Annotated in this window: 17 protein-coding genes; 3 read left to right on the top strand and 14 right to left on the bottom strand. The window is 69.0% G+C overall.

What is annotated here, in order from left to right; all coding sequences use genetic code 11:
- Nucleotides 1-10 precede the first annotated feature (10 nt).
- Genes cydD through ACXDF8_RS05650 form a run of 3 tightly spaced genes read left to right on the top strand, consistent with a single transcriptional unit; the run spans nt 11 to nt 3,795 of the window.
- Nucleotides 11-1,615: a thiol reductant ABC exporter subunit CydD gene (gene cydD, locus ACXDF8_RS05660; RefSeq protein WP_457222376.1), complete on the top strand. Its 1,605-nt coding sequence runs from the start codon at nt 11-13 to the stop codon at nt 1,613-1,615.
- A complete protein-coding gene (gene cydC, locus ACXDF8_RS05655) occupies nt 1,602-3,251 on the top strand; it encodes a thiol reductant ABC exporter subunit CydC (protein ID WP_457222263.1) in 1,650 nt (549 codons plus the stop codon). The genes cydD and cydC overlap by 14 nt, the downstream gene beginning before the upstream one ends.
- 10 nt (nt 3,252-3,261) lie before the next feature.
- Nucleotides 3,262-3,795, top strand: coding sequence for a DUF4190 domain-containing protein (locus tag ACXDF8_RS05650; protein WP_457222262.1), 534 nt, complete (start codon nt 3,262-3,264; stop codon nt 3,793-3,795).
- Here ACXDF8_RS05650 and ACXDF8_RS05645 read toward each other — a convergent pair.
- The 14 genes from ACXDF8_RS05645 to ACXDF8_RS05580 form a co-directional block, all read right to left on the bottom strand.
- Nucleotides 3,767-5,197 (bottom strand): MprF family protein, encoded by a 1,431-nt coding sequence (locus ACXDF8_RS05645; protein ID WP_457222261.1) that lies wholly within the window; start codon nt 5,195-5,197, stop codon nt 3,767-3,769. The two genes, ACXDF8_RS05650 and ACXDF8_RS05645, sit on opposite strands and share 29 nt — an antisense overlap.
- 49 nt (nt 5,198-5,246) lie before the next feature.
- Entirely contained in the window at nt 5,247-6,113 is an 867-nt protein-coding gene (locus ACXDF8_RS05640; protein WP_457222260.1) for an acyl-CoA thioesterase II, read from the bottom strand.
- Nucleotides 6,114-6,130: 17 nt separating this feature from the next.
- A complete protein-coding gene (gene pyk / locus ACXDF8_RS05635; protein WP_457222259.1) occupies nt 6,131-7,549 on the bottom strand; it encodes a pyruvate kinase in 1,419 nt (472 codons plus the stop codon).
- Nucleotides 7,550-7,617: 68 nt separating this feature from the next.
- The gene (locus tag ACXDF8_RS05630) at nt 7,618-9,117 is read right to left on the bottom strand and encodes a glutamate synthase subunit beta (protein ID WP_457222258.1); all 1,500 of its coding nucleotides are present in this window, start codon (nt 9,115-9,117) and stop codon (nt 7,618-7,620) included.
- Nucleotides 9,110-13,672: a glutamate synthase large subunit gene (gene gltB, locus ACXDF8_RS05625; RefSeq protein WP_457222257.1), complete on the bottom strand. Its 4,563-nt coding sequence runs from the start codon at nt 13,670-13,672 to the stop codon at nt 9,110-9,112. Before gltB ends, ACXDF8_RS05630 begins: the two co-directional genes overlap by 8 nt.
- Nucleotides 13,673-13,835: 163 nt before the next feature.
- Nucleotides 13,836-14,222: a DUF2752 domain-containing protein gene (locus tag ACXDF8_RS05620; protein WP_457222256.1), complete on the bottom strand. Its 387-nt coding sequence runs from the start codon at nt 14,220-14,222 to the stop codon at nt 13,836-13,838.
- Nucleotides 14,212-14,547, bottom strand: a complete 336-nt coding sequence (locus ACXDF8_RS05615) for an NINE protein (RefSeq protein WP_457222255.1) — start codon at nt 14,545-14,547, stop codon at nt 14,212-14,214. The genes ACXDF8_RS05620 and ACXDF8_RS05615 overlap by 11 nt, the downstream gene beginning before the upstream one ends.
- 29 nt (nt 14,548-14,576) lie before the next feature.
- The gene (locus tag ACXDF8_RS05610) at nt 14,577-16,031 is read right to left on the bottom strand and encodes an HNH endonuclease signature motif containing protein (RefSeq protein ID WP_457222254.1); all 1,455 of its coding nucleotides are present in this window, start codon (nt 16,029-16,031) and stop codon (nt 14,577-14,579) included.
- Between the two features lie 59 nt (nt 16,032-16,090).
- Nucleotides 16,091-17,230 carry a prolipoprotein diacylglyceryl transferase gene (gene lgt, locus ACXDF8_RS05605; RefSeq protein ID WP_457222253.1) on the bottom strand — a complete coding sequence of 380 codons (1,140 nt, stop codon included), beginning with the start codon at nt 17,228-17,230 and terminating at the stop codon, nt 16,091-16,093.
- Nucleotides 17,227-18,030 carry a tryptophan synthase subunit alpha gene (gene trpA, locus ACXDF8_RS05600; RefSeq protein WP_457222252.1) on the bottom strand — a complete coding sequence of 268 codons (804 nt, stop codon included), beginning with the start codon at nt 18,028-18,030 and terminating at the stop codon, nt 17,227-17,229. The genes lgt and trpA overlap by 4 nt, the downstream gene beginning before the upstream one ends.
- Nucleotides 18,027-19,298 (bottom strand): tryptophan synthase subunit beta, encoded by a 1,272-nt coding sequence (trpB, locus tag ACXDF8_RS05595; RefSeq protein WP_457222251.1) that lies wholly within the window; start codon nt 19,296-19,298, stop codon nt 18,027-18,029. The genes trpA and trpB overlap by 4 nt, the downstream gene beginning before the upstream one ends.
- Before the next feature lie 3 nt (nt 19,299-19,301).
- Nucleotides 19,302-20,120 (bottom strand): indole-3-glycerol phosphate synthase TrpC, encoded by an 819-nt coding sequence (gene trpC, locus ACXDF8_RS05590; protein ID WP_457222250.1) that lies wholly within the window; start codon nt 20,118-20,120, stop codon nt 19,302-19,304.
- A 78-nt stretch (nt 20,121-20,198) separates the two neighbouring features.
- Nucleotides 20,199-20,798, bottom strand: a complete 600-nt coding sequence (locus ACXDF8_RS05585; RefSeq protein WP_457222249.1) for a TIGR02234 family membrane protein — start codon at nt 20,796-20,798, stop codon at nt 20,199-20,201.
- Nucleotides 20,795-22,315: an anthranilate synthase component I gene (locus ACXDF8_RS05580; protein WP_457222248.1), complete on the bottom strand. Its 1,521-nt coding sequence runs from the start codon at nt 22,313-22,315 to the stop codon at nt 20,795-20,797. Before ACXDF8_RS05580 ends, ACXDF8_RS05585 begins: the two co-directional genes overlap by 4 nt.
- Nucleotides 22,316-22,365 lie beyond the last annotated feature (50 nt).

Raw genomic sequence — 22,365 nt, 5'->3', positions numbered from 1 at the left:
GTCGGCGGCGGTGCGCCGCTATCTGGTCGCCACGGTGACATGCGGCACGCTGATCGCCGGCTGTGCCGTCGCATCCGCGGTGGTGCTCGGCCATCTGGTGGCCGGCGTCATCACCGATCCGACCGCCCGCAGCATTGGGCACTGGCGCACGTCGCTGTCAATCCTGGTCGCCCTGTGGATCATTCGCGCACTGACCCTGTGGTGGCAGGGCCGGTTGGGGCAGCGCGGGGCCAGCGCGGTGATCGCCGACCTCAGTGGGCAGCTGCTGCGCACCGTCACCGCACTGCCACCCGGTAGTCACCACGCCCGCAGGGACGACGCCGCGACCGTGGTGACCTCCGGACTCGACGGGCTGCGCCCCTACTTCACCAGCTACCTGCCCGCCCTGTTCCTGGCGGCCATCCTGACCCCGGCCACCGTGATCGTCATCGCATTCAACGACCTCGAATCGGCGGCGATCGTCGTGATCGCGTTGCCGCTCATCCCAATCTTCATGATCCTGATCGGGTTGGCCACCGCGGACCGCTCGGCGGCCGCCCTGGCGGCGATGACCACCCTGCAGTCGCGTGTGCTGGACCTCGTCGCCGGTATCCCCACGCTGCGCGCGCTGGGCCGCGCCGACGGGCCGGCCACCCGCATCACCGAACTCGCTGCCGCACATCGCCGCTCGGCGATGGCAACCCTGCGGATCGCGTTCCTGTCGGCATTGGTTCTCGAACTCATCGCCACCCTCGGCGTTGCCCTGGTGGCGGTCGGTATCGGGCTGCGCCTGGTGTTCGGCGAGATGACCCTGGCGGCCGGGCTCACCGTGCTGCTCCTGGCTCCCGACGTGTTCTGGCCGCTGCGCCGGGTAGGCGTGGAGTTCCACGCCGCCCAGAACGGAAAAACAGCCTCCGACAAGGCGTTCGCCCTGATCGAGGAACACCCGGCTCCGGCGGCCGGCACCCGCACCGTTACGGCGCGCGGCGCGGTCATCGAACTCGACGACGTCTCCGTCGCGGGGCGCGACGGGTGCTCCCCTGCCGGGTTGTCCGGACAGCTGTTACCCGGCCTGGTCACCGTGCTCGCCGGCGCCAACGGGGCGGGCAAAACCACCACACTGCTGGCGATCGCCGGACTGCAACGCCCCAGCGGAGGCCGGATCACCGTGGGCGGTGTCGACGTCGCCGACCTCGACCCGACGGCATGGTGGTCACAGCTGGCCTGGCTTGCCCAACGTCCGGTGATCGTCCCCGGCACCGTCGCCGAGAACCTGGCCCTGTTCGGTCGACTGGAAGACCCCGAAAGCGCTTGCCGTACATCTGGTTTCGCCGATGTCGTCGCGAGCCTGCCGGACGGCGAGAACACGATACTCGGCCGCGGCGGTACCGGGCTCTCACTCGGCCAGCGCCAGCGCCTCGGGCTGGCGCGCGTGCTGGGCTCGCGGGCGCCGGTGCTGCTGCTCGACGAACCCACCTCACACCTCGACGAGGACACCGAGCGCACCGTGCTGCGGGCCATCACCGAACGCGCCGCGGCCGGAGCCACCGTCGTCGTCGTCGCCCACCGCGCCAGCCTGGTCGACATCGCCGACCATGTCATCCGGGTGGAGGCAGGCCGTCATGCCCTCACCTGACGGCCTGCACGCCGCACTCGGTTTGTTGCGGCCACGGTTACCCCGGCTGCTGCTGGCCATCATCCTCGGGGCGCTGTCGCTCGGCAGCGCGCTGGCGCTGGCCGGAGTCTCCGCCTGGCTGATCACCCGAGCCTGGCAGATGCCCCCGGTGCTCGACCTGTCGGTGGCAGTCGTCGCCGTCCGCACCTTCGGCATCTCCCGAGGGGTGCTCGGTTACTGCGAACGGCTCGCCTCGCACGACACCGCGCTGCGCTCGGCGGGCAACGCCCGCGGCGAGATCTACCGCCGACTGGCCCACGGGCCCGCCGGTGTGACCACCCGGCTGCACAGCGGTGAGCTGCTGACCCGTCTCGGCGCCGACGTCGATACCTTGGCCGACATCCTGGTGCGTGCCCTCGTCCCAATCGGTGTCGCCGTCCTCCTCGGGCTGGCCGCCACCGCCGTCATCGCGCTGATCTCCCCTGCCGCCGCCGTGGTCCTGGCCGTGTGCCTGCTGATCGCCGGTGGGCTGGCGCCCTGGCTGGCCGCCCGTGCCGCGTGGGCGCAGGAACATGTTGCGCGTCAACAACAATCACAGCGCGACGTCGCGGCGATCACCGCCCTGGAACACGCCGCCGAGCTGCGGGTCGCCGGCCGGCTGCCCGCCCTGATTGCCGAGGCCGAACAGCGCCAGCGGGATTGGGGACGCGCCATCGACCGCGCGGCAGCGCCGGCCGCGGCGGCCATGGCCGTGCCGACACTGGCGATCGGCGCCAGCGTTCTCGGCGCCGTCATCGTCGGCATCGGCATCGCCGCGCACACCGCGCCGACCACACTGGCGGTGTTGATGTTGTTGCCGCTGTCGGCTTTCGAGGCGGTCACGGCCCTGCCCGGCGCCGCGGTCGCACTGACCCGGGGCCGAATCGCCGCGGTCCGGCTGCTGGAGTTGGTGCCCGCCGCGGCCGGCGCCGCGCCCGTCACCATCTCCCCACCGGCCAACACCCCGCAGCTGCGCGCCGACACCGTACGCGCCGGCTACCCGGGCGGCACCGTCGGCAACCCCGTCACCGTGACCCTGGAGCCCGGCGCCAGGCTGGCCGTGACCGGGCGCAGCGGCGCGGGCAAGACCGCACTACTGATGACCCTGGCCGGGCTGCTCGAGCCGGCCGCCGGCACGGTCGAACTCGACGGCACCCCCACCGGCGCACTGAGCGAGTCCGAATTGCGCAGCGCGGTCTGCTATTTCGCCGAGGACGCGCACCTGTTCAGCACCACCGTGCGGGACAACCTGCTGGTCGCCCGCGGCGACTGTGCCGATGCCGAACTGAACCACGCACTGGCCACCGTCGGCCTCAACGCCTGGCTGGGCAGCCTGCCCGACGGATTGGACACCGTTCTGGTCGGCGGCGCGACCGCGGTGTCCGCGGGGCAGCGCAGACGGCTGCTGCTGGCCCGGGTGCTGCTGTGCCCCGCCCCCATCGTCCTGCTCGACGAGCCGACCGAACACCTCGACGCCGAAGACGGCCGGCGTCTGCTCGATGCCCTGCTCGACCAGCACGACGGGCTGTTGCCGCCGACCCGCACCGTGGTCGTCGCCACCCACCAACTCCGGGACTCCGTCGCCTGTCGCAGACTGCCCATCGCCGATGCCGGGTAACGTGCACCCCATGACTGAGCCCCCGGAGCAGGCACCTCAGCACCCCAACCCGGTCCCTCCCCCGCCGCAGTATCCGTATCCGTACCCCACGGGTGGTTACCCCGGGGGCTATCCGCCGCCCCCGCCGCAGCCGTACGCGGGCTATCCGCCACCGGCGCCGACCGGCCCGCGCAACGGGTTAGGTGTGGCTGCCCTTGTCATTGCGGTGGTCGCGCTGCTGTCGTCGTTCTCGGTGGCCGGCGGCATCGTGCTGGGCATCGTCGCAGTGGTCATCGGCTTTGCCGGGCGCAGCCGGGTCAAACGCGGCGAGGCCAACAACGGCGGGGTCGCGCTGGCCGGCGTGGTGCTGGGCTTCCTGGCGATCATCGTCGGGCTTGCCTTCATCGCCGTCTGGGTGGGCGTGTTCAAGCAAGTGGGCGCCGGCGACTACATCGACTGCCTGCAGAACGCCGGGCAGGACAAGGCCGAGATCCAGAAGTGCGCCGACGAGTTCAAGCAGTCCGTGGAGAACAAGCTCAGCGTGACGGTGACGCCGGTCCCGTAGTGGTGGGCAGGTGCCGCCGGCGCAGCAGGAACTCCAGCGACAGCAGGACCGCCAGCAGCGGCGGCACCTGTGTCAGCGACAACAGCACGTAGCGGCGGTCGCCGAGCGCATGGAACTTGCGCAGGTAGCGGTAGAGCGACTCCAGCGCGATCAGCGAGTCACCGAGGTGGATCGCGGTGTAGAAGAAGCTACTCAAGGGGCCCCGTTCGGAGTCGTTGAAGATCTCCGGGAAGGCCGCGAACGCCAGCGAGAGCCGTTGCGCGCCGGCCTCTCTCATCGCGGCGATCATGTCCACGGACAGCCGTTCGTCGATTCCGTTCGGGGCGCCGCGGCGCCGCCACGGGACGTCGAGCGTCACGTCGCTGCCGTTGCCGGCCACCGCATAGCGGTGGAAGCCCTGCACGGTGCCGGCCCGGTCGCGGGCGATTATCAGCAGGATGCCCGGGTAGTGACCGGTCAGCGTCCCGTCGAGGATCATCGAGAAGCCACGCTCGGTGCGTGAACCCTTCGACGACGACAGCAGCACGTCGCTGAGCTCGGCGAGCAGCTCGTCGTCGAGATCCTGCTCGGCGACCACCTCGGTGGTGATGCCGAAGTTGAGGGTGCGTTGAACCGCTTGCCGCAGATTGCGGAACCGGCGGCCGACCATGTCGAACGCCGGCACGTCGATCACCACGTCCCGCCCGATCGGGACGGGGCGCAGTGTCTGGCCGACCACCGCGGGATCCGCCCACAATCCGAGTCGGTGCTGGCTGCAGCCGAGGACGACCACCCGCCAGCCCCGGGTGTGGCACATGCCGGTGAAATCGGCGACCAGTTCGGCGAACCGGCGTTCGTCCCCGATCGGGTCGCCGCTGACCACTGCGTAGCCCAGCCGGGTGCGGTAGGCGATCGCCGCGGTGCCGTCGGCGCTGAAGTGGTAACTCTTGAGGATCTGCATGGCGAACGGGGCCACCGGATCGTCGCTCGTCGCCTTCACCAGCGCCCACACCCGGGGCAACTGCCCGGGCTCGGGTCGCGCCGTCGTCGGCCACATCAACACCAGCCCCGACGAGGCGATGGCGAGATTGCCCAGCACGTCGAAGGCCAGGATGTGCGCGGCAAGGCCGGCCAGTACTGTCCCGGCGGCGGCGATTGCGTGCACGGCGGTCACCGGCCGGCCCAGGAAGATGCCCCGCGCGATGAACGCCACGGCAGCCAGCACCGTCAGCGACCACGCGAGCCGGCCGTCGGCTTGCCAGTTCGCCTGGTGATGGGAGCGCACGACCAGCAGGGTCAGCCAGCTCGCGGCGATCAGCAGCGCAAGTGCGCCGATCCAACGGGCGGCCAGGGTGTCGACATGCACGACGACCCGTTCTCGGGCCCGCACACGTTGTTCTGTCCGGACCGGAGGCTTGGTCATGCCACCTCCCCAGGCTGGTCTGTCGAACAGATAAACAGTACGCCCGGGTTCAGCCCTTGCCGGGGAAGTGCTTCACGATGCCTTCCTGGACGACCGTGGCCACCACCTGACCGGTCCGGTCGAAGAAGTGGCCGGTGCCAAGGCCCCGCGACTCGGCGGCCACCGGTGAGCCGGTCGAATACAGCACCCAGTCCGCGAAGTCGACCTGCCGGTGAAACCACACCGAATGGTTGACGGTCACCGCGAAGATCCGGTCCCAGCCCCACGACAGGCCGTGGGTGGTGATGATCGAGTCGAGCACGGTGGTGTCCGAGGAATAGACCATCGCCGCGGTGTGCAGCACCGGATCGTCCGGCATCGGCCCGTCGGCTTTCAGCCACACCCGGTTGTGCGGCAGCCAGCCGCCCTTCTCCCGCATCACCCATGCCGGGTCGTTGGCGTAGCGCCACTCGATCGGTCGCAGTGCGTCAACGAATCCGGGTACCACGTCCTCGTACCCGGCGAGCACCTCGTCAATCGTGGGAAGGGTCTCGGGCGCGGCCAGCACCGGCATCTCGGTGTTGTGCTCGAGGCCGGGGCCCGCGGTCAGATACGACACCAGCGCGGTGGCCAGGAGGGTGCCGTTCTGGATAGCGTCCACCCGCCGGTTGGCGAAGCGCCGCTCGTCGCGCAGCCGCACCACGTGGAACTCGATATCGGCGGCCGGGTCACCACCGGCGATGAAATGCACCGACAACGCACTCGGCGGCAGATCGTGCACCAGGGTGCGACTGGCCGCCACGAACGCCTGGGCCATCAGCTGGCCGCCGAACGTACGTACCGGGTTCTTCCGCGGATGGGCACCGGCGAACACGTCGTCGCGCAGCACTGTGAGGTCGAGAATGGCCAGCAGGTCGTCAAGGTCCGCTCTGGCCAACAGTTCTCTCCCGGGGTCTAGTGGTCGTCCTCCCCGATCCGGTGCACATGGATCAGATTGGTCGAGCCTACTGTGCCGGGCGGAGCACCAGCGACGATGACCACCAGGTCGCCACGCTTGTAGCGACCCAGCTCGAGCAGCGAATGGTCCACCTGGCGGATCATGTCGTCGGTCTGCTTCATATGCGGAACGATGAACGTCTCGGTGCCCCAAGTCAGCGCCAGCTGGCTGCGCACTTCGGGCAGCGCGGTGAACGCCAGCAGCGGCAGCGGGGTGTGCAGCCGGGCGAGCCGCTTGACGGTGTCACCGGATTGGGTGAAGGCCACCAGGGCTTTGGCGTCGAGCCGCTCGCCGATGTCGCGCGCCGCGTAGGAGATGACGCCACGCTTGGTACGCGGAACGTGGGTCAGCGGCGGCGCAGCCGTCGAGTTTTCCTCGACGGCGCGGATGATCCGCGCCATCGTGCGGACCGCTTCCAGCGGGAACTTGCCCACCGAGGTTTCCCCGGACAGCATCACCGCGTCGGCACCGTCGAGGACGGCGTTGGCGACGTCGGACGCCTCGGCGCGGGTGGGGCGGGAGTTCTCGATCATCGACTCCAGCATCTGGGTGGCGACGATGACGGGCTTGGCGTTCTCCCGGGCCATCTGGATGGCGCGTTTCTGGACCAGCGGAACCTCTTCGAGCGGCAGCTCGACGCCGAGGTCGCCGCGGGCCACCATGACGGCGTCGAACGCCAACACGATGGCTTCGAGGTTGTCGATCGCCTCGGGCTTCTCCAGCTTGGCGATCACCGGGACGCGCCGGCCCACCCGGTCCATGACCTCGTGCACCAGCTCGACGTCGGCCGGTGAGCGGACGAACGACAGCGCCACCAGGTCCACACCCAGGCGCAGCGCGAACTCCAGGTCCTCGATGTCCTTCTCCGACAGCGCGGGCACCGAGACGTTCATGCCCGGCATCGACAGGCCCTTGTTGTTGCTGACCGGTCCGCCCTCGGTGACGGTGCAGACCACGTCGTCACCGTCGATGTGCTCGACGATCAGCGCGACCTTGCCGTCGTCGATGAGCAGCCGGTCGCCGGGCTGGGCGTCCTGGGCGAGGTTCTTGTAGGTGGTCGAGACCCGGTCGTGGGTGCCCTCGCAGTCCTCGACGGTGATCCGCACCGTCTCGCCGTTGGCCCAATGGGTCGGGCCGTCCTTGAAGCGTCCAAGCCGGATCTTGGGTCCCTGCAGGTCGGCGAGAATGCCCACCGCACGACCGGTCGAGTCGGATGCCTTACGAACCCTCTTGTATGCGCCCTCGTGGTCGACGTAGTCGCCGTGGCTGAAGTTCAGCCGGGCCACATCCATGCCCGCGTCGACCAGCGCCTTGACGGTTTCGTCGGTGCTGGTGGCGGGCCCGAGGGTACAGACGATTTTGCCGCGTCTAGTCACGACGCCTCAGCATAGTCGCCGTTCATGGGCATCTCGACCGATCCAGATGGGGGTGGGACGGTATTCACTCAGACGACAGCCAACGGCAATTGGTTCGGCCGTACCGGTTCGGGCAGATCCGACTCCCCCATCAGGAAGGCGTCGACGGCATGCGCGGCGGCGCGGCCTTCGGCGATGGCCCACACCACCAGCGACGCGCCGCGGTGGGCGTCCCCACAGACGAACACTCCGGGCGCGTCGGTCTGCCAATCCGAGCCGCAGGAGATCGCCCCACGCGGGCTCAACGCGATGCCGAGGTCGTCGAGCAACGTCATGCGCTCGACGCCTTCGAACCCGATCGCCAGCAGCGCCAGGTCGCACGGGATCTCGAGGGCCTCCCCGACCGGGGTGATGACGCGCCGTCCGTCGACGCGTTCCACCTTCACCTCCGCGATCACCATGGCGCGCACGTTGCCCTGCTCGTCACCGACGAAGCGCTGCACGGCCACCTGGTGGTGCACGGTGCCGCCCTCGGCGTGCGCCGGCGAGGTGCGCAGCACCAGCGGCCAGGTGGGCCACGGAGACAGCTCGTCGTCGCGGACGTCCGGTGGCCGCGGGTTGTAGTCCAGCTGGGTCACCGACGCCGCGCCCTGACGGTGCGCGGTGCCCAGGCAGTCGGCGCCGGTGTCGCCGCCGCCGATGATCACCACGTGCTTACCCTTGGCCGAGATGAGCGACGGCCCGTCGCCCTCGCATTCCCGGTTCGCCGGCACCAGGTGCTCCATCGCCAGGTGTACGCCCTTGAGCCGGCGGCCCTCGACGTCGTTGTCGCGGCCCCGCAACGCGCCCACGGCGAGCACCACCGCGTCGAACCGTCTACGCAGCTCGTCCACCGAGAGATCGACGCCCACTTCACATTCGGTGACGAACCGCGTTCCCTCCGCCCGCATCTGAGCCAGCCGCTGGTTGAGGGTGGCCTTCTCCAGCTTGTATTCGGGGATGCCGTAGCGCAGCAAGCCGCCGAGACGGTCGTCGCGTTCGTAGACGGTGACGTGGTGGCCGGCGCGGGTCAGCTGCTGGGCGGCGGCCAGCCCGGCAGGCCCGGAGCCGACGACAGCGACGTTTTTGCCCGTGCCGATCGCCGCGGGTTGCGCCTCGACGATGCCCATCGCCCACGCCTGGTCGGCGATGGTGTTCTCGATGCGTTTGATCGTGACGCTGCCGCCGGTCTGCTGCTCGGCGATGGACAGCACGCAGGCGGCCTCGCACGGCGCCGGGCACAACCGCCCGGTGAACTCCGGGAAGTTGTTGGTGGCGTGCAGCCGTTCGCTCGCGGCGTCCCACCGTCCGCGGCGCACCAGATCGTTCCACTCCGGGATCAGGTTGCCCAGCGGGCAGCCCGCGGTTCCGGAGTGGCAGAACGGGATTCCGCAGTCCATGCAACGGCGGGCCTGTTGGGCCACCTCGGCGGCGCGGTGCTGGGAATCCTGGCGCTCGTACACCTCGCGCCAGTCCCCGACCCGCTCGTCGACGGGCCGCTTGGCCGCCTCGATCTTGGGAACCTTGAGGAATCCGGTCGGGTCAGCCACGGCTTGCCTCCATGATCGCGGTGTCGACGTCACGCCCTTCGGCCTTGGCCATCCGGGTGGCCTCGAGCACCCGCTGGTAGTCGGTGGGCATGATCTTGGTGAATTGGGCGCTGCGCCTTGGCCAGTCGGAGAGCACCGACCGGGCCAGCGTGCTGCCGGTGTGGCGGGCGTGGCGCGCCACCACCTCGTGCAGCCACTCCAGGTCGTCGGGCTCCAACTTCTGCAGCTGCACCATCGCGGTGTTGACGTGGGCCCGGTTGAGGCCCAGCACGAAGGCGATGCCACCGGACATGCCCGCCGCCATGTTGCGGCCGGTTCGCCCGAGCACGACCACCCGGCCGCCGGTCATGTACTCGCAGGCGTGGTCGCCGACACCTTCGGTCACCGCCAGCGCCCCGGAGTTGCGCGCGGCAAACCGCTCACCGACCCGGCCGCGCAGGTACAACTCGCCGGAGGTGGCGCCGTAGAGCAGGGTATTGCCGGCGATCACGTTGTCCTCGGGCAGGAACAGAGCGTCGTCGGACGGGCGAACGATCACCCTGCCACCCGAAAGACCTTTGCCTACATAGTCGTTGGCGTCACCGATCAGTTCCAGGGTGATACCCGGCGGCAGGAAGGCCCCGATCGACTGGCCGGCCGAGCCGGTCAGGGTGATGTGGATGGTTTCGTCGGGCAGTCCCTGGGCGCCGTAGCGGCGGGTGACCTCCGAACCCAGCAGGGTGCCGACCGTGCGGTTGACGTTGCGCACCGGCAGTTCCAGGCGCACCGGATGGGCGTCCTCCAGCGCGCCCTCCGCCAACGCGATCAGCGTCTGGTCCAGCGCGTGGTCGAGGCCGTGGTCCTGATCGCGGGTGCGGCGACGCTGGCTGTGCGTCGTCTCCGGCACCGCGAAGATCGGACTGAAGTCCAGCCCCTTGCTCTTCCAGTGCGCCAATCCCTCGTCGGTCTCGAGCACGTCCGCGTGCCCGACGGCCTCGTCGATGCTGCGGAAGCCGAGTTCGGCCAGCATCTTTCGGACGTCTTCGGCGATGAACCGGAAGAAGTTCTCGACGAACTCCGGTTTGCCGTTGAACCGGGCGCGCAGCTCCGGATTCTGGGTGGCAACCCCGACCGGGCAGGTGTCGAGGTGGCAGACCCGCATCATGATGCAGCCCGCCACTACCAGCGGAGCGGTGGAGAAGCCGAACTCCTCAGCACCGAGCAGCGCGGCGATCACCACGTCGCGGGCGGTGCGCAGGCCACCGTCGCACTGCACGGTGATCCGGTCGCGAAGACCGTTGAGCACCAACGTCTGCTGGGTGTCGGCCAGGCCGATCTCCCACGGCGCGCCGGCGTGCTTGAGGCTGGTCAACGGGGCCGCACCGGTACCTCCGTCGAACCCGGATATCAGCACCACGTCGGCGTGCGCCTTGGACACCCCAGCAGCGACCGTGCCAACGCCGACCGAGCTGACCAGCTTGACGTGGATGCGGGCCTGCGAGTTGGCGTTCTTCAGGTCGTGGATCAGCTGGGCGAGGTCCTCGATGGAGTAGATGTCGTGGTGCGGCGGCGGTGAGATAAGACCGACTCCGGGTGTCGAGTGCCGGGTCTTGGCGATGTTGGGATACACCTTGAACCCGGGTAGCTGACCGCCCTCCCCTGGCTTGGCGCCCTGGGCCATCTTGATCTGGACGTCGGTGGCGTTGACCAGGTAGTCGCTGGTGACCCCGAACCGGCCGGAGGCCACCTGCTTGACCGCGCTGCGCCGAGTCGGATCGTAGAGTCGGTCTTCGTCCTCGCCACCCTCACCGCTGTTGGAGCGGCCGCCGAGGTTGTTCATGGCGATCGCCATGGTCTCGTGCGCCTCTTGGGAGATCGAGCCATAGCTCATCGCGCCGGTATTGAACCGGGCGCAGATCGACTCGGCGGACTCCACCTCGTGCAGCGGTACCGGGGGCCGCAGACCCTTCTTGAAGGTGAACAGCCCGCGCAGCGTGCCGCCCTCCCGGGACAGCCGGTTGACCTCCTCGGAGTACTTGGCGAATACCTCCTCGCGTCCGGTGCGGGTCGAATGCTGCAGCAGGAAGACCGTTTCCGGGGTGAACAGGTGCAGTTCGCCCTCGCGGCGGAACTGGTACTCGCCGCCGACGTCCAGCCGGCGATGCACCCGCTCGGTCGGATTCTCCGGGTAGGCCCGGCGGTGGCGCTGCTTGACTTCCTCGGCCAGCACGTCGAGCCCGACCCCACCGAGCTGGCTGACGGTGCCGGTGAGGTATTCGTCGACGACGTCCTTGCTCAGGCCGATGGCTTCGAATGCCTGTGCAGCTGTATAGGAGCCGACGGTCGAGATGCCCATCTTGCTCATCACCTTCATCACGCCCTTGCCGAGCGCTTTGAGGTAGTTGCGCACGGCTGTGCCCGCCTCGATGCCGGTGAGTTCGCCTTCGCGGATGAGGTCCTCGATCGACTCGAAGGCCAGGTACGGGTTGACCGCGGCGGCGCCGTAACCGATGAGCAGCGCGATGTGGTGCACCTCGCGGGCGTCACCGCTTTCCACCACCAGCGCCACCTTGGTGCGTTCCTTGGTCCGCACCAGGTGGTGATGCACCGCCGACACGGCCAGCAGCGACGGGATCGGCGCCCGGGTGTGATCGGAGTCGCGGTCGGAGATCACCAGTGTGCGAGCGCCTTTGGCAATCGCGTCGGTGGCGCGCTGACGCAGTTCCTCGATCGCCTCGGCCAGCCCTTCCCCGCCCCGCTCGACGTCGTAGAGCGCGCGCAGCACGGCCGACTTGAGGCCGGGCTGCTCGCCGTCGTCGTTGATGTGGACGATGCGGTTCAGTTCGTCATTGTCCAGAACCGGCCAGTGCAGCAGGATCTGGCGGCAGGAGGCGGCGGTGGGGTCGAGCAGGTTCTGTTCGGGCCCCATGACGCGAGCCATCGAGGTGACGATCTCTTCCCGGATGGCGTCCAGCGGCGGGTTGGTGACCTGGGCGAACAGTTCCACGAAGTAGTCGTAGAGCAGCTTGGAGCGCTGAGACAGGGCGGCCACCGGGGTGTCGGTGCCCATCGATCCGAGCGGTTCCTGACCAGATGCGGCCATGGGCGTCAACAGGATTCGCAGATCCTCCTCGGTGTAGCCGAAGGCGATCTGGCGCCGTACCACTGACTCGTGGTTGGGGACGGCCCTGGCGCGAGCGGGCAGCGTCGCGAGGTCCAGCAGGCCTGCATGTAACCATTCGTCGTAGGGATGCTCGGCGGCGAGCTGGTCCTTGATCTCGTCGTCGGAGACGAGGCGGCCCGCCGCGGTGTCGATCAGGAACATCTTGCCCGGCTCGAGCCGGCCCTTGGCCACCACTTCGCCCGGGGCGATGTCCAGGACTCCGCTCTCGCTGGCCAGGATCACCCGGTCATCGATTGTGCGCCACCACCGACCCGGCCGTAAACCGTTGCGGTCCAACACGGCTCCCACCACGGTGCCGTCGGTGAACGTCACGCAGGCCGGCCCGTCCCACGGCTCCATCAGCGAGGCGTGGTACTGGCAGAAGGCGCGCCGAGCCGGGGCCATGGTGGTGTTGTTCTCCCAGGCCTCGGGGATCATCATCATCACCGCGTGCGGCAGGCTGCGGCCGCCGAGGTGCAGCAGCTCGAGAACCTGGTCGAACGACGCCGAATCCGACGCGTCGGGGGTGCAGATCGGCGAAAGCCGGCTCAGGTCGCCGGGAATCGTCGAGCTCGCCAGCATGGCCTCGCGGGCATGCATGCGGTTGCGGTTACCCCGAACTGTATTGATCTCGCCGTTGTGGGCGACGAAACGGAACGGGTGCGCCAACGGCCAGGACGGGAAGGTGTTGGTGGAGAAGCGGCTGTGCACGATGGCGATGGCGCTCATGCAGCGTTCGTCGCGCAGATCCGGGAAGTACTTCGGCAGCTGCATCGTGGTAAGCATGCCTTTGTAGGCGATGGTGCGGCTGGACAGCGACGGGAAGTAGACGCCCTCGTCGATCTGTTCGGCACGCTTGCGCAATGGGTAGACGAGGCGGTCGAGGTGGATTCCGCTGGGCCGGTTGCCGTTTCGTTCCGGGGCCGCGACGAAGAGCATCGACATGTACGGCATGCAGCCCAGTGCCGTCACGCCGACCTCAGCACCATCTGGGTCGATGGGCACCTCACGCCAGCCGAGCACTTCCAGGCCTTCCTCGGCGGCGATCGCCTCGATGCGCTCGACGGCTCTCTCGCGTGCGGCGAGGTCCTGCGGCAGGAAGCAGATGCCCGCGGCAAAGTTGTTGTCGGCGTCGCCTGCCTTTTCTGCGGCGGCATTCGGCAGTGCGAAATCGACGACGCCGGTGAGCAGTTCGACGGGCAGCTGCAGCAGAATCCCGGCACCGTCACCACTGTTGGGCTCGGCGCCGGCGGCACCGCGGTGTTCGAGGTGCTCAAGCGCGACGAGGCCGTCGGCGACGATCTGGTGGGACCGGCGACCCTGTATGTCGGCCACCATCGCGACGCCGCACGAGTCGGACTCGTGCTGGGGGTCATAAAGACCCTGCGCTGGGGGAAGTGCTGAGAACAGCATTCCACGCTCCTCCGCGGTCGGTCATGCGGCGGGAAAGCTGTTCGCTCGAGAGTGGTGGCCTTACCGCAGTCTGACGTCTGATGTCCGGGACTGCACCGGCCCGAGGATGTGGTGCGAACGCGAGGTCACACCAGGTTCCGAGTGTATCAGCGCAGGCGGACGGCTACTGGCCGAGAAGCGTCGGGACAAGCGGGAAGCCCGGCAGGTTGCGGACCACCGTCCAGGCAACGGCGGCGACCGCGATGACGACGACCGCCGGCACAGTGAAGGCGCGCTGCCCTGTCTTGACGCGCCAGAGGATCCAGAGGGCCAGCACCGGCAGACCGATTAGCAGGAAGACGTTGTCGACCACCGCGGCGGCGAGGTCACCGTGCAGCAGGTCGTGGGTCATCCGCAGGCCGCCGCAGGCCGGGCAGTTCCAGCCGGTGAGCAGCTTGAACGGGCATGGCGGGAATAACGAGCCGGGCCGGTGCGGGTCGGCAAGACCCACGTAGGCGAGCGCACCGAGTGCGGCCGCCCCGGTGCCTAGGACAGTGGCACTACGTTCCATCGCGCAGTGGTCGACCGGCGGGATCGCGCACCTTGTCGGTGAGGATCAGTACGGCGTCGATGATGCCCCAGATGACAGCGCCGATGCCGCAGGTGACCAGGCCGACGACCAGCTGCGCGATGCCCAGGCCGGTGTAGCCCAGGTAGATGCGGCCGATGCCCACGAGGCCGACAAGGCCGAGTAGCTGCAGCAGGCCGGCGATGACCTTGGACTTGTCCGAGAGTGGCTCACCGGTCAGCGGGTGACGTCCGAACGGCGCCGCGGGGTCGAAGTAGGCGCCCGGGTACGGCGGCGGGGGCGGGTAGTTGGGCGGCGGCTCGGTCATGAGCACAGCATGCCAGAGCAGGCTCGAACCTAGAAGGGAGGTTCGTCACCGTCCGGACCGGGTGGCGACGGCCCGCCGGAGGACGGTTGACACGGCCGTCGCTCGGCGCGGTTGTGGGCGCGTTCGTTGGCGATGTGATGGGCGCGGTTCTGCGCTCGGGTCGTTGGCCGCCGGGGCATCATCGCCGACCGGTCGGCGCAGCGGCCGGTGTCGTTCGTCTCGGCGGGAGCGGGCCCGGTCGGGGCCATCAGCGCGGGAAACAGCAGGATGCTGCCTGGCGTCGTCACGTAGGTGTGGCCGTCGGGAAGTTCCCAAATCACCGTGCCGTCCGGGAGTTGTCGGTCGCGCCAACCCCAGAAGGTCTTGAGCACGTGATGTTCACGGCACAGGCATTTGAGGTTCGTTGCCTGCGTGGGGCCGGCGGGCCACGGGACGGTGTGGTCGATGTCGCAGCGGGTGGCGGCCTTGTCGCACCCCGGCGCACGGCAGGTGAGGTCGCGGGCGCGGACGAAATCGGCCAGCGCTCGGGACGGGCGGTAGCGGGTCTCTGCGGGTGCGTCGGTGGGGATGACGAGCGGCCGTTGACGTGCGGTAGCGGTCAACTCGGCGAGCAGTTCCGGTGAGATGAGTTCACCGGTGTCGAGCAGGTACGCCGGGTTGCGGCCGGTCCCGTCGAGGGTGGCCTGGTCGGCGACGACGTGGACGATCACCGAGATACCCGGCGCGTCGGCGACCGGGCAGTCCGATTGGCCGCACCGGCAGGCCAGTCGTTCGGCGCCGGTGGCTAGGGCGCCGAGGGCGTCGGCGCGACGTTCGTCGATCGTGCGGGGGTCCGCCTCGCACACCGATGTCGCCATCGCGTGCAGTCGTTTGTCGAGGGCGGCGGCGTCGGTGGCGAACAGCCTGCCCGACAGGTCGGAGCACCCGTCCGACGAGCTCCAGACGTTCACTTCACGACTGCGTGCGCGATCGCGCACGCGGCGTACGGCGTCTGGATCGTGCTGGCCGACCACACGGTCGATGTAGGTGGCGAGCCGGCCGCGAGTCATCGAGGGCCAGCGTGCGACGCGAGCGGCCAGGTCCGCATCGACGGCTGCGGCGGCATCGGAGTCGGTGATCAGGTGGGTGCGGAAGACGACAGCCTGGAAGAGCTGAAAATCGATGTCACCGGCGGTGAAGACGGCGGAGACTCGAGGCAGCCGGCGCATGGCCAGTGCGTAGTTCATGAGGCTGCCGGCTTTGGCCAGGCTGACCCGCAGGGCCGCGGCCACCTCGGCTCCGACGGCGGCCCAGGTGTCCACCGCCCAGTGCTCGAGCTCGCCTCGCTCCTCGCGGCGAAGTTCGAAGAGCTCGGCGATGACGCGCAGACGCTGAGCTGCCGCCTGGTTCTCCTGCCGTGAGAAAGCATTGAGCTGCTCGATCAGGTCGCGCGACTGAGCCGTGTCGGACGGCTCGAAGTAGTCGCACAACATCTGATCGAACATACGTTCGAGTATGCCACCGAGGTGCGACAGATTCCGGTGCCGCCTTCGGGCGAGCGATGTCAGTCGCGGTGGACGTCCACTCCCCACAGAACTCGGCGGACGACAGTGCGGAATTCACGACGTTGCGGTGCGGGAGCCGGCTCGGGCTCGGGAGCCGGCTCGACATCGCCGACAGCGGCGGCGTCGTCGCTCTCGTGCTCGCCGGCAACCTTCGCGGCCGCTGCGATGCCGCCACCGGTGGCCACGGCAACCAGGTCCTCGGCGAAGGCCTCGGCTGGAGACTCCACGGGAGGCTCCGGGTGAGACTCCGGGCGAGACTCGGCATCCGCGGGCTTGCCGCCCAGCGTCGCCGGATCCTCACGACCCTTGGGCGCCAGCAGGATGTACACGATCGCGCCGATGAACACGAACATCGACGTGAATGAGTTGACCCGGATACCGGCGATATGGGTCGCAGTGTCGTCGCGGAGCAGCTCCACCCAGAACCGCCCGACGCAGTAAGCCGCCACGTATGCCGCGAACAGCCGCCCGTGCCCGATCTTGAACCGGCGATCGAGCCACAGCAGGAACACGAAAACCAGGACGTTCCAGACCAACTCGTAGAGGAACGTCGGCTGCACCACCGCGGCGACCTGCCCCGTGGACACCCCGTCCAGGGAGTGCACGTCGACCATCCCGGAGGCGTCGCGGCGGTAGAAGATCTCCATGCCCCACGGCATGGTGGTCTCGCGGCCGTACAGCTCCTGGTTGAAGTAGTTGCCGAGGCGCCCGATCGCCTGCGCCAGGATGATGCCCGGTGCGATCGCATCCCCGAACGCCGGCAGCGGAATCCCCCTGCGCCGGCACGCGATCCACGCTCCGACACCGCCGAGCGCGACGGCACCCCAGATGCCCAGGCCGCCGTCCCAAATCTTCAGTGCCGCACCCAGCCCGGCACCGCCCTCGCCGAAGTACGTTCTCCAGTCGGTCATCAGGTGGTAGAGCCGCCCACCGATCAGGCCGAACGGCACCGCCCACAGCGCGATGTCGTAGATGACGCCCCGCTCACCACCACGGGCCTCCCAGCGGCGGTCGCCGATCACCAGCGCGGCAATGATGCCTGCGATGATGCACAGCGCATACGCGCGAATGGGGACGGGGCCCAGATGCCAGACACCCTGAGACGGGCTCGGGAAATAAGCCAGGACGGTCGTCGTCACGAAGTAGACACCTTCTGTCGCACACCCTCGGCCAGCTCTTCAGTGAGCGTCCGCACCGCAGGAATACCGTCGGTCAGTGCCGACACGAGCGCCGATCCGACGATCACACCGTCGGCGTACGCCGCGATCTCGGCGGCCTGCTCCCGCGAGCGAACGCCGAGACCGACGCCGACCGGTATGTCGGTGACTTCCTTGACCCGCCGCACCAATTCCGGTGCCATGCTCGACACAGCGTCGCGGGCACCGGTCACACCCATGGTCGAAGCGGCATAGACGAATCCACGCGACGCCTCCACGGTCTTGGCCAGCCGTTCGGGTGTCGAGGACGGCGCTACCAGGAAGATGCGATCCAGATTGTGCGCATCAGACGCCGCGATCCACTGCTCGGCTTCCTCGGGGATGAGATCCGGGGTGATCATCCCTAGTCCCCCGGCGGCGGCCAGATCGCGGGCCCATGCGTCGATCCCGTAGTGCAGCATCAGATTCCAGTAGGTCATGACCACCGGGCTGCCGCCCGCCGCGCTGATGGCCTCCACCGCGCGCAGCGTGTCGCGCACCCGCACACCGCCCTGCAGCGCGGCCTCGGTCGCGGAAGCGATCACGGGCCCGTCCATACCGGGATCGGAGTACGGCACACCGACTTCGATGATGTCGCAACCCGATTCGACCAACGCCACCATCGCCTCGATGGACGTCGGGACATCCGGGTAACCCGTCGGCAGGTACCCGATCAGCGCTGCCCGGCCCTCGTCACGGCACGACGCGAAAACCGGACCCAGCCGGCTGTGCTCGACGGTCATGGGGCTCCCGGCCTCGTATCGCCCATCAGCCCGAACCACGTGGCCGCCGTCTCCACATCCTTGTCGCCGCGACCGGACAGATTGATCAGGATGACTCCGCCCGGACCGAGTTCGGCCGCCACCTTCACCGCGCCCGCGACGGCGTGAGCCGACTCGATGGCGGGGATGATGCCTTCCAGGCGGCACAGCAGCCGGAATGCGTCCATGGCTTCGACATCGGTGATCGGCCGGTACTCGGTGCGGCCGATGTCTTTGAGGAACGCGTGCTCGGGACCGACGCCGGGGTAATCCAGGCCGGCCGAGATGGAGTGCGACTCGATGGTCTGGCCGTCCTCGTTCTGCAACAGATACGAGTACGAGCCCTGGAACGCTCCAGGTGTACCGCCAGCGAAAGTTGCTGCGTGCCTTCCGGTTTCGACGCCGTCGCCGGCAGCCTCGAAACCGACCAACCGCACCCCGGTGTCGTCGATGAACGGATGGAAGATCCCGATCGCGTTGGAGCCACCACCGACGCACGCAGCCACCACGTCGGGCAGGCGGCCGGCCTGTGCCAGCATCTGCGCGCGCGCCTCCAGGCCGATGATCCGCTGGAAGTCGCGCACCATCGTCGGGAACGGATGCGGTCCGGCGGCCGTGCCGAAGCAGTAGTAGGTGCGGTCGGCGTTAGTGACCCAGTCGCGGAAGGCGTCGTTGATCGCGTCCTTGAGCGTCTTGGAACCGGACTCCACCGACACCACTTCAGCGCCGAGCAGCCGCATCCGGGCCACGTTGAGCGCCTGCCGCGCGGTGTCGACCGCACCCATGTAGATGACGCACTCCAGGCCGAGCAGGGCGCACGCGGTCGCCGTCGCCACGCCGTGTTGGCCGGCGCCGGTCTCGGCGATGACCCGGGTCTTGCCCATCTGCCTGGCCAGCAATGCCTGGCCGAGCACGTTGTTGATCTTGTGCGAGCCGGTGTGGTTGAGGTCCTCGCGCTTGAGGAACACCCGCGCGCCGCCGAGGTGCTCGCCGAGGCGCTTGGCTTCGTAGAGCGGCGAGGGCCGCCCGGCGTAGTGGGTCTGCAGGTCGTCGAGCTGGTCGAGGAATGTCTGGTCGGTGCGGGCCTTCTCGTAGGCGGCCGTCACCTCTTCGATGACCGCCATCAGAGCCTCGGGCACATAGCGTCCGCCGTACACCCCGAAATGGCCCCGGGCGTCGGGTTCATGACTCGTCGGTTCCGCGACGGCCGCGCTGGTGCGCGGCACGTTCGGAGTTGAGGTATCAGCCACGACTCAGCGGGCGGGTTTGGGGCACGACGGATGGGCTCCCGCGGTCACCAGGTCGGCCACCGCGCTGCGGGGATCTCCGCTGGTGACCAGTCCCTCGCCGACCAGGACGGCGTCGGCTCCGGCACCGGCGTACGCCAGCAGGTCGGCGGTACCGCGCACGCCCGACTCGGCGATCCGGATGATGTCGGAGGGCAGCCCCGGCGCGATCCGCGCGAAACAGTCGCGGTCGACCTCCAGGGTCTTCAGGTCGCGGGCGTTCACACCGATCACCTTGGCGCCGGCCTGCAGCGCCCGGTCCGCTTCCTCCTCGGTGTGCACCTCGACCAGCGCGGTCATGCCGAGCGACTCGGTGCGCTCCAGCATCGACTCAAGAGCGGGCTGCTCGAGCGCCGCGACGATCAGCAGCAGCATGTCAGCGCCGTGCGCCCGGGCCTCGTGAATCTGGTAGGGCCGGACCACGAAGTCCTTACGGAGAACCGGAATCTGGACGGCGGCGCGTACCGCGTCCAGGTCGGCCAGCGAACCGTGGAAGCGGCGCTCCTCGGTCAGCACGCTGATGACTCGCGCGCCGCCGCTCTGGTAAGCCTTGGCCAATTCAGCCGGATTCGGGATGTTCGCCAACTGTCCGCGCGACGGGCTGGCCCGCTTGACCTCGGCGATCACCGCGATACCCGGCGCACGCAGCGCAGCCAGCACGTTCAGCGGCGCGGGCGCCGCCTCGGCGGCGGCTTTGACCTCGGCCAGACTCACGATCGCCTCGCGAGCGGCAACGTCAGCGCGGACCCCTTCGATGATGGAGTCGAGCACGGTTGCCGAACTCATGCCAACCGAATCCCTTCTCACGCCATGACGATCTCGCTTGTGTCTTAGGAAGGGTAGCCGCATCACGCCGCGCACTCGTCACCGACCCTCGGTGTCGACGGGTCGTTCAGTGGGATCGCGTCCCTCGTCAAGCGCATCCCACATGCCACGTTCCGAGACCGCCGATTCGGGTGCGGCGGCACCCACCGCGTCCCGCCGTGCGGCGGGTGCGGCGTATTTGACGGTGGCCTGCCGCCCAGCGGACGCCGAGCGCATCAGAAGTACAGCCGCGACCAGCGCACATGCCGCGGCGGCCACGACGAGCGCCGCCCCCGTGGCATGGCGTTCACTGCCGACCAGCGACACCACCGGCACCTGCGCAAGCTCCGCGGCCCGCGGCCCGACGTCGGGCATCACGATCAGGCTGACGCCGAGATAGCCCAGCAACAGGCTTACCAGCGCCACCAGCACCGCGACCACCCGCAGGCCCCAGCCCCGCACCGCCAGCCCGGCCACCGCGGCCGCCAGCAGCAGGACCGCCAGCGGCAGCAGCGCATTGGACCAGCTCGCGCCGTTGAGCGTCACCGTCTTCGGCTGCCCGAGCCCGTCGAACGACGTCACCGCCACCCACGGCAGCCGGGAGGCCACCCACAGCGCGACGGCCGACACCACCAGAAGCAACTGCCCGACGCGGATCACGGCGCACCCAGCGTTTCCGCCGCGGCGATGGCGCTGAGCACGGCCTTGGCCTTGTTGGCGGCCTCGGTGTACTCATACGGGCCATTGGAATCGGCGACGACGCCACCGCCGGCCTGCACGTAGGCGGTGCCGGCCCGCATCAACGCCGTGCGGATCGCGATCGCGAAGTCGGCATTGCCGGCGAAGTCCAGGTACCCGACGACACCGCCGTACAGGCCCCGGCGCGTCTTCTCGATCTCCTCGATCAGTTCCATCGCACGAACCTTCGGGGCACCGGACAGGGTGCCCGCCGGGAAACAGGCGGTGACCGCGTCCAGCGGGGTGCGGCCCTCCGCCAGCTGCCCGGTCACCGTCGACACCAGGTGCATGACGTGGCTGTAGCGCTCGATGTGGCTGTAGTCCTCGACCCGAACGGTGCCCGGCACGCACACCCGTCCGAGATCGTTGCGGCCCAGATCGACCAGCATCAGGTGCTCGGAGCGCTCCTTCTCATCGGCCAGCAAATCCTTCTCCAGCAGCTGGTCTTCCTCCTCGGTCGCACCGCGCCAGCGCGTCCCGGCGATCGGGTGGGTGGTCGCCCAGCCGTCCTTGACCGTCACCAACGCCTCGGGGCTGGACCCGACGATCGAAAAGGCCGTTCCCCCAGCCTCATCCGGGACGTGCAACAGGTACATGTACGGGCTGGGATTCGTCACCCGCAGCATCCGGTAGACGTCGATGGGATCGACGGTGGTGTCCATCTCGAAACGCTGCGACGGCACCACCTGGAAGGCCTCGCCGGCCTCGATCTCCTTGACCAGTCGCTCCACCATCGCGCTGTACTCCTCGAGCGTGCGCTGCGAGCGGTGCCTCGGGGTGGGCCGGGAGAAAGTCGCCACGGTCGACGGCAGCGGCTGGCCGAGCGCCTCGGTCATCACGTCGAGCCGGGCGACGGCCTCGTCATAGGCCTCATCGACGCGTTCGTCGGTGCCGTTCCAATTCACCGCGTTGGCGATCAGGGTGATCGTGCCCTCGTGGTGGTCGACGGCGGCCAGATCGGTCGCGAGCAGCAGCAGCATGTCCGGCAGCTCGAGGTCGTCGACGGCCAGCTCCGGTAGCCGTTCCAGCCGGCGCACGAAGTCGTAGGCGAAGAACCCGACCATGCCGCCCGACAGCGGCGGCATGCCGGCGAGGGGGCCGGTGGACAGCAACGCCATGGTGTCGTGCAGGGCCCGCAGTGGATCGCCGCCGGTCGGGGCGTCCCGCGGGGTCGCGCCCAGCCACACCGCCTCGCCGTCGCGCACGGTGAGCGCCGAGGGCGCCCCGGCCCCGATGAACGACCAGCGCGACCATGAGCGGCCGTTCTCGGCGGACTCAAGCAGGAAGGTTCCGGGACGGTTGGCGGCCAGCTTTCGGTACGCCGAGAGCGGGGTCTCGCTGTCGGCCAGTACCTTGCGGGTCACCGGCACCACGCGATGCTCGGCGGCCAGCGCCCGGAACTCGTCGCGCGTGGTGGTGGCGGCGAGGTTGGATTGCACGGCTATATCCTCCCAGACCCGATGGGTGATCTTGACGGGCGTCCGCGCGG

Source organism: Mycolicibacterium sp. CBM1 (assembly GCF_054073305.1).
The sequence above is the reverse complement of the archived record's forward strand: the minus strand, read 5'-3'. Positions and strand labels throughout refer to the sequence as shown.

What these genes read in the sequence shown, in the direction of transcription:
- cydC (WP_457222263.1), top strand. Translation starts at nt 1,602, where the DNA reads ATGCCCTCACCTGACGGCCTGCACGCCGCACTCGGTTTGTTGCGGCCA.
- ACXDF8_RS05650 (WP_457222262.1), top strand. Translation starts at nt 3,262, where the DNA reads ATGACTGAGCCCCCGGAGCAGGCACCTCAGCACCCCAACCCGGTCCCT.
- ACXDF8_RS05645 (WP_457222261.1), bottom strand. Translation starts at nt 5,197, where the DNA reads ATGACCAAGCCTCCGGTCCGGACAGAACAACGTGTGCGGGCCCGAGAA.
- gltB (WP_457222257.1), bottom strand. Translation starts at nt 13,672, where the DNA reads ATGCTGTTCTCAGCACTTCCCCCAGCGCAGGGTCTTTATGACCCCCAG.
- ACXDF8_RS05620 (WP_457222256.1), bottom strand. Translation starts at nt 14,222, where the DNA reads ATGGAACGTAGTGCCACTGTCCTAGGCACCGGGGCGGCCGCACTCGGT.
- ACXDF8_RS05615 (WP_457222255.1), bottom strand. Translation starts at nt 14,547, where the DNA reads ATGACCGAGCCGCCGCCCAACTACCCGCCCCCGCCGCCGTACCCGGGC.
- ACXDF8_RS05610 (WP_457222254.1), bottom strand. Translation starts at nt 16,031, where the DNA reads ATGTTCGATCAGATGTTGTGCGACTACTTCGAGCCGTCCGACACGGCT.
- trpA (WP_457222252.1), bottom strand. Translation starts at nt 18,030, where the DNA reads ATGACCGTCGAGCACAGCCGGCTGGGTCCGGTTTTCGCGTCGTGCCGT.
- trpC (WP_457222250.1), bottom strand. Translation starts at nt 20,120, where the DNA reads ATGAGTTCGGCAACCGTGCTCGACTCCATCATCGAAGGGGTCCGCGCT.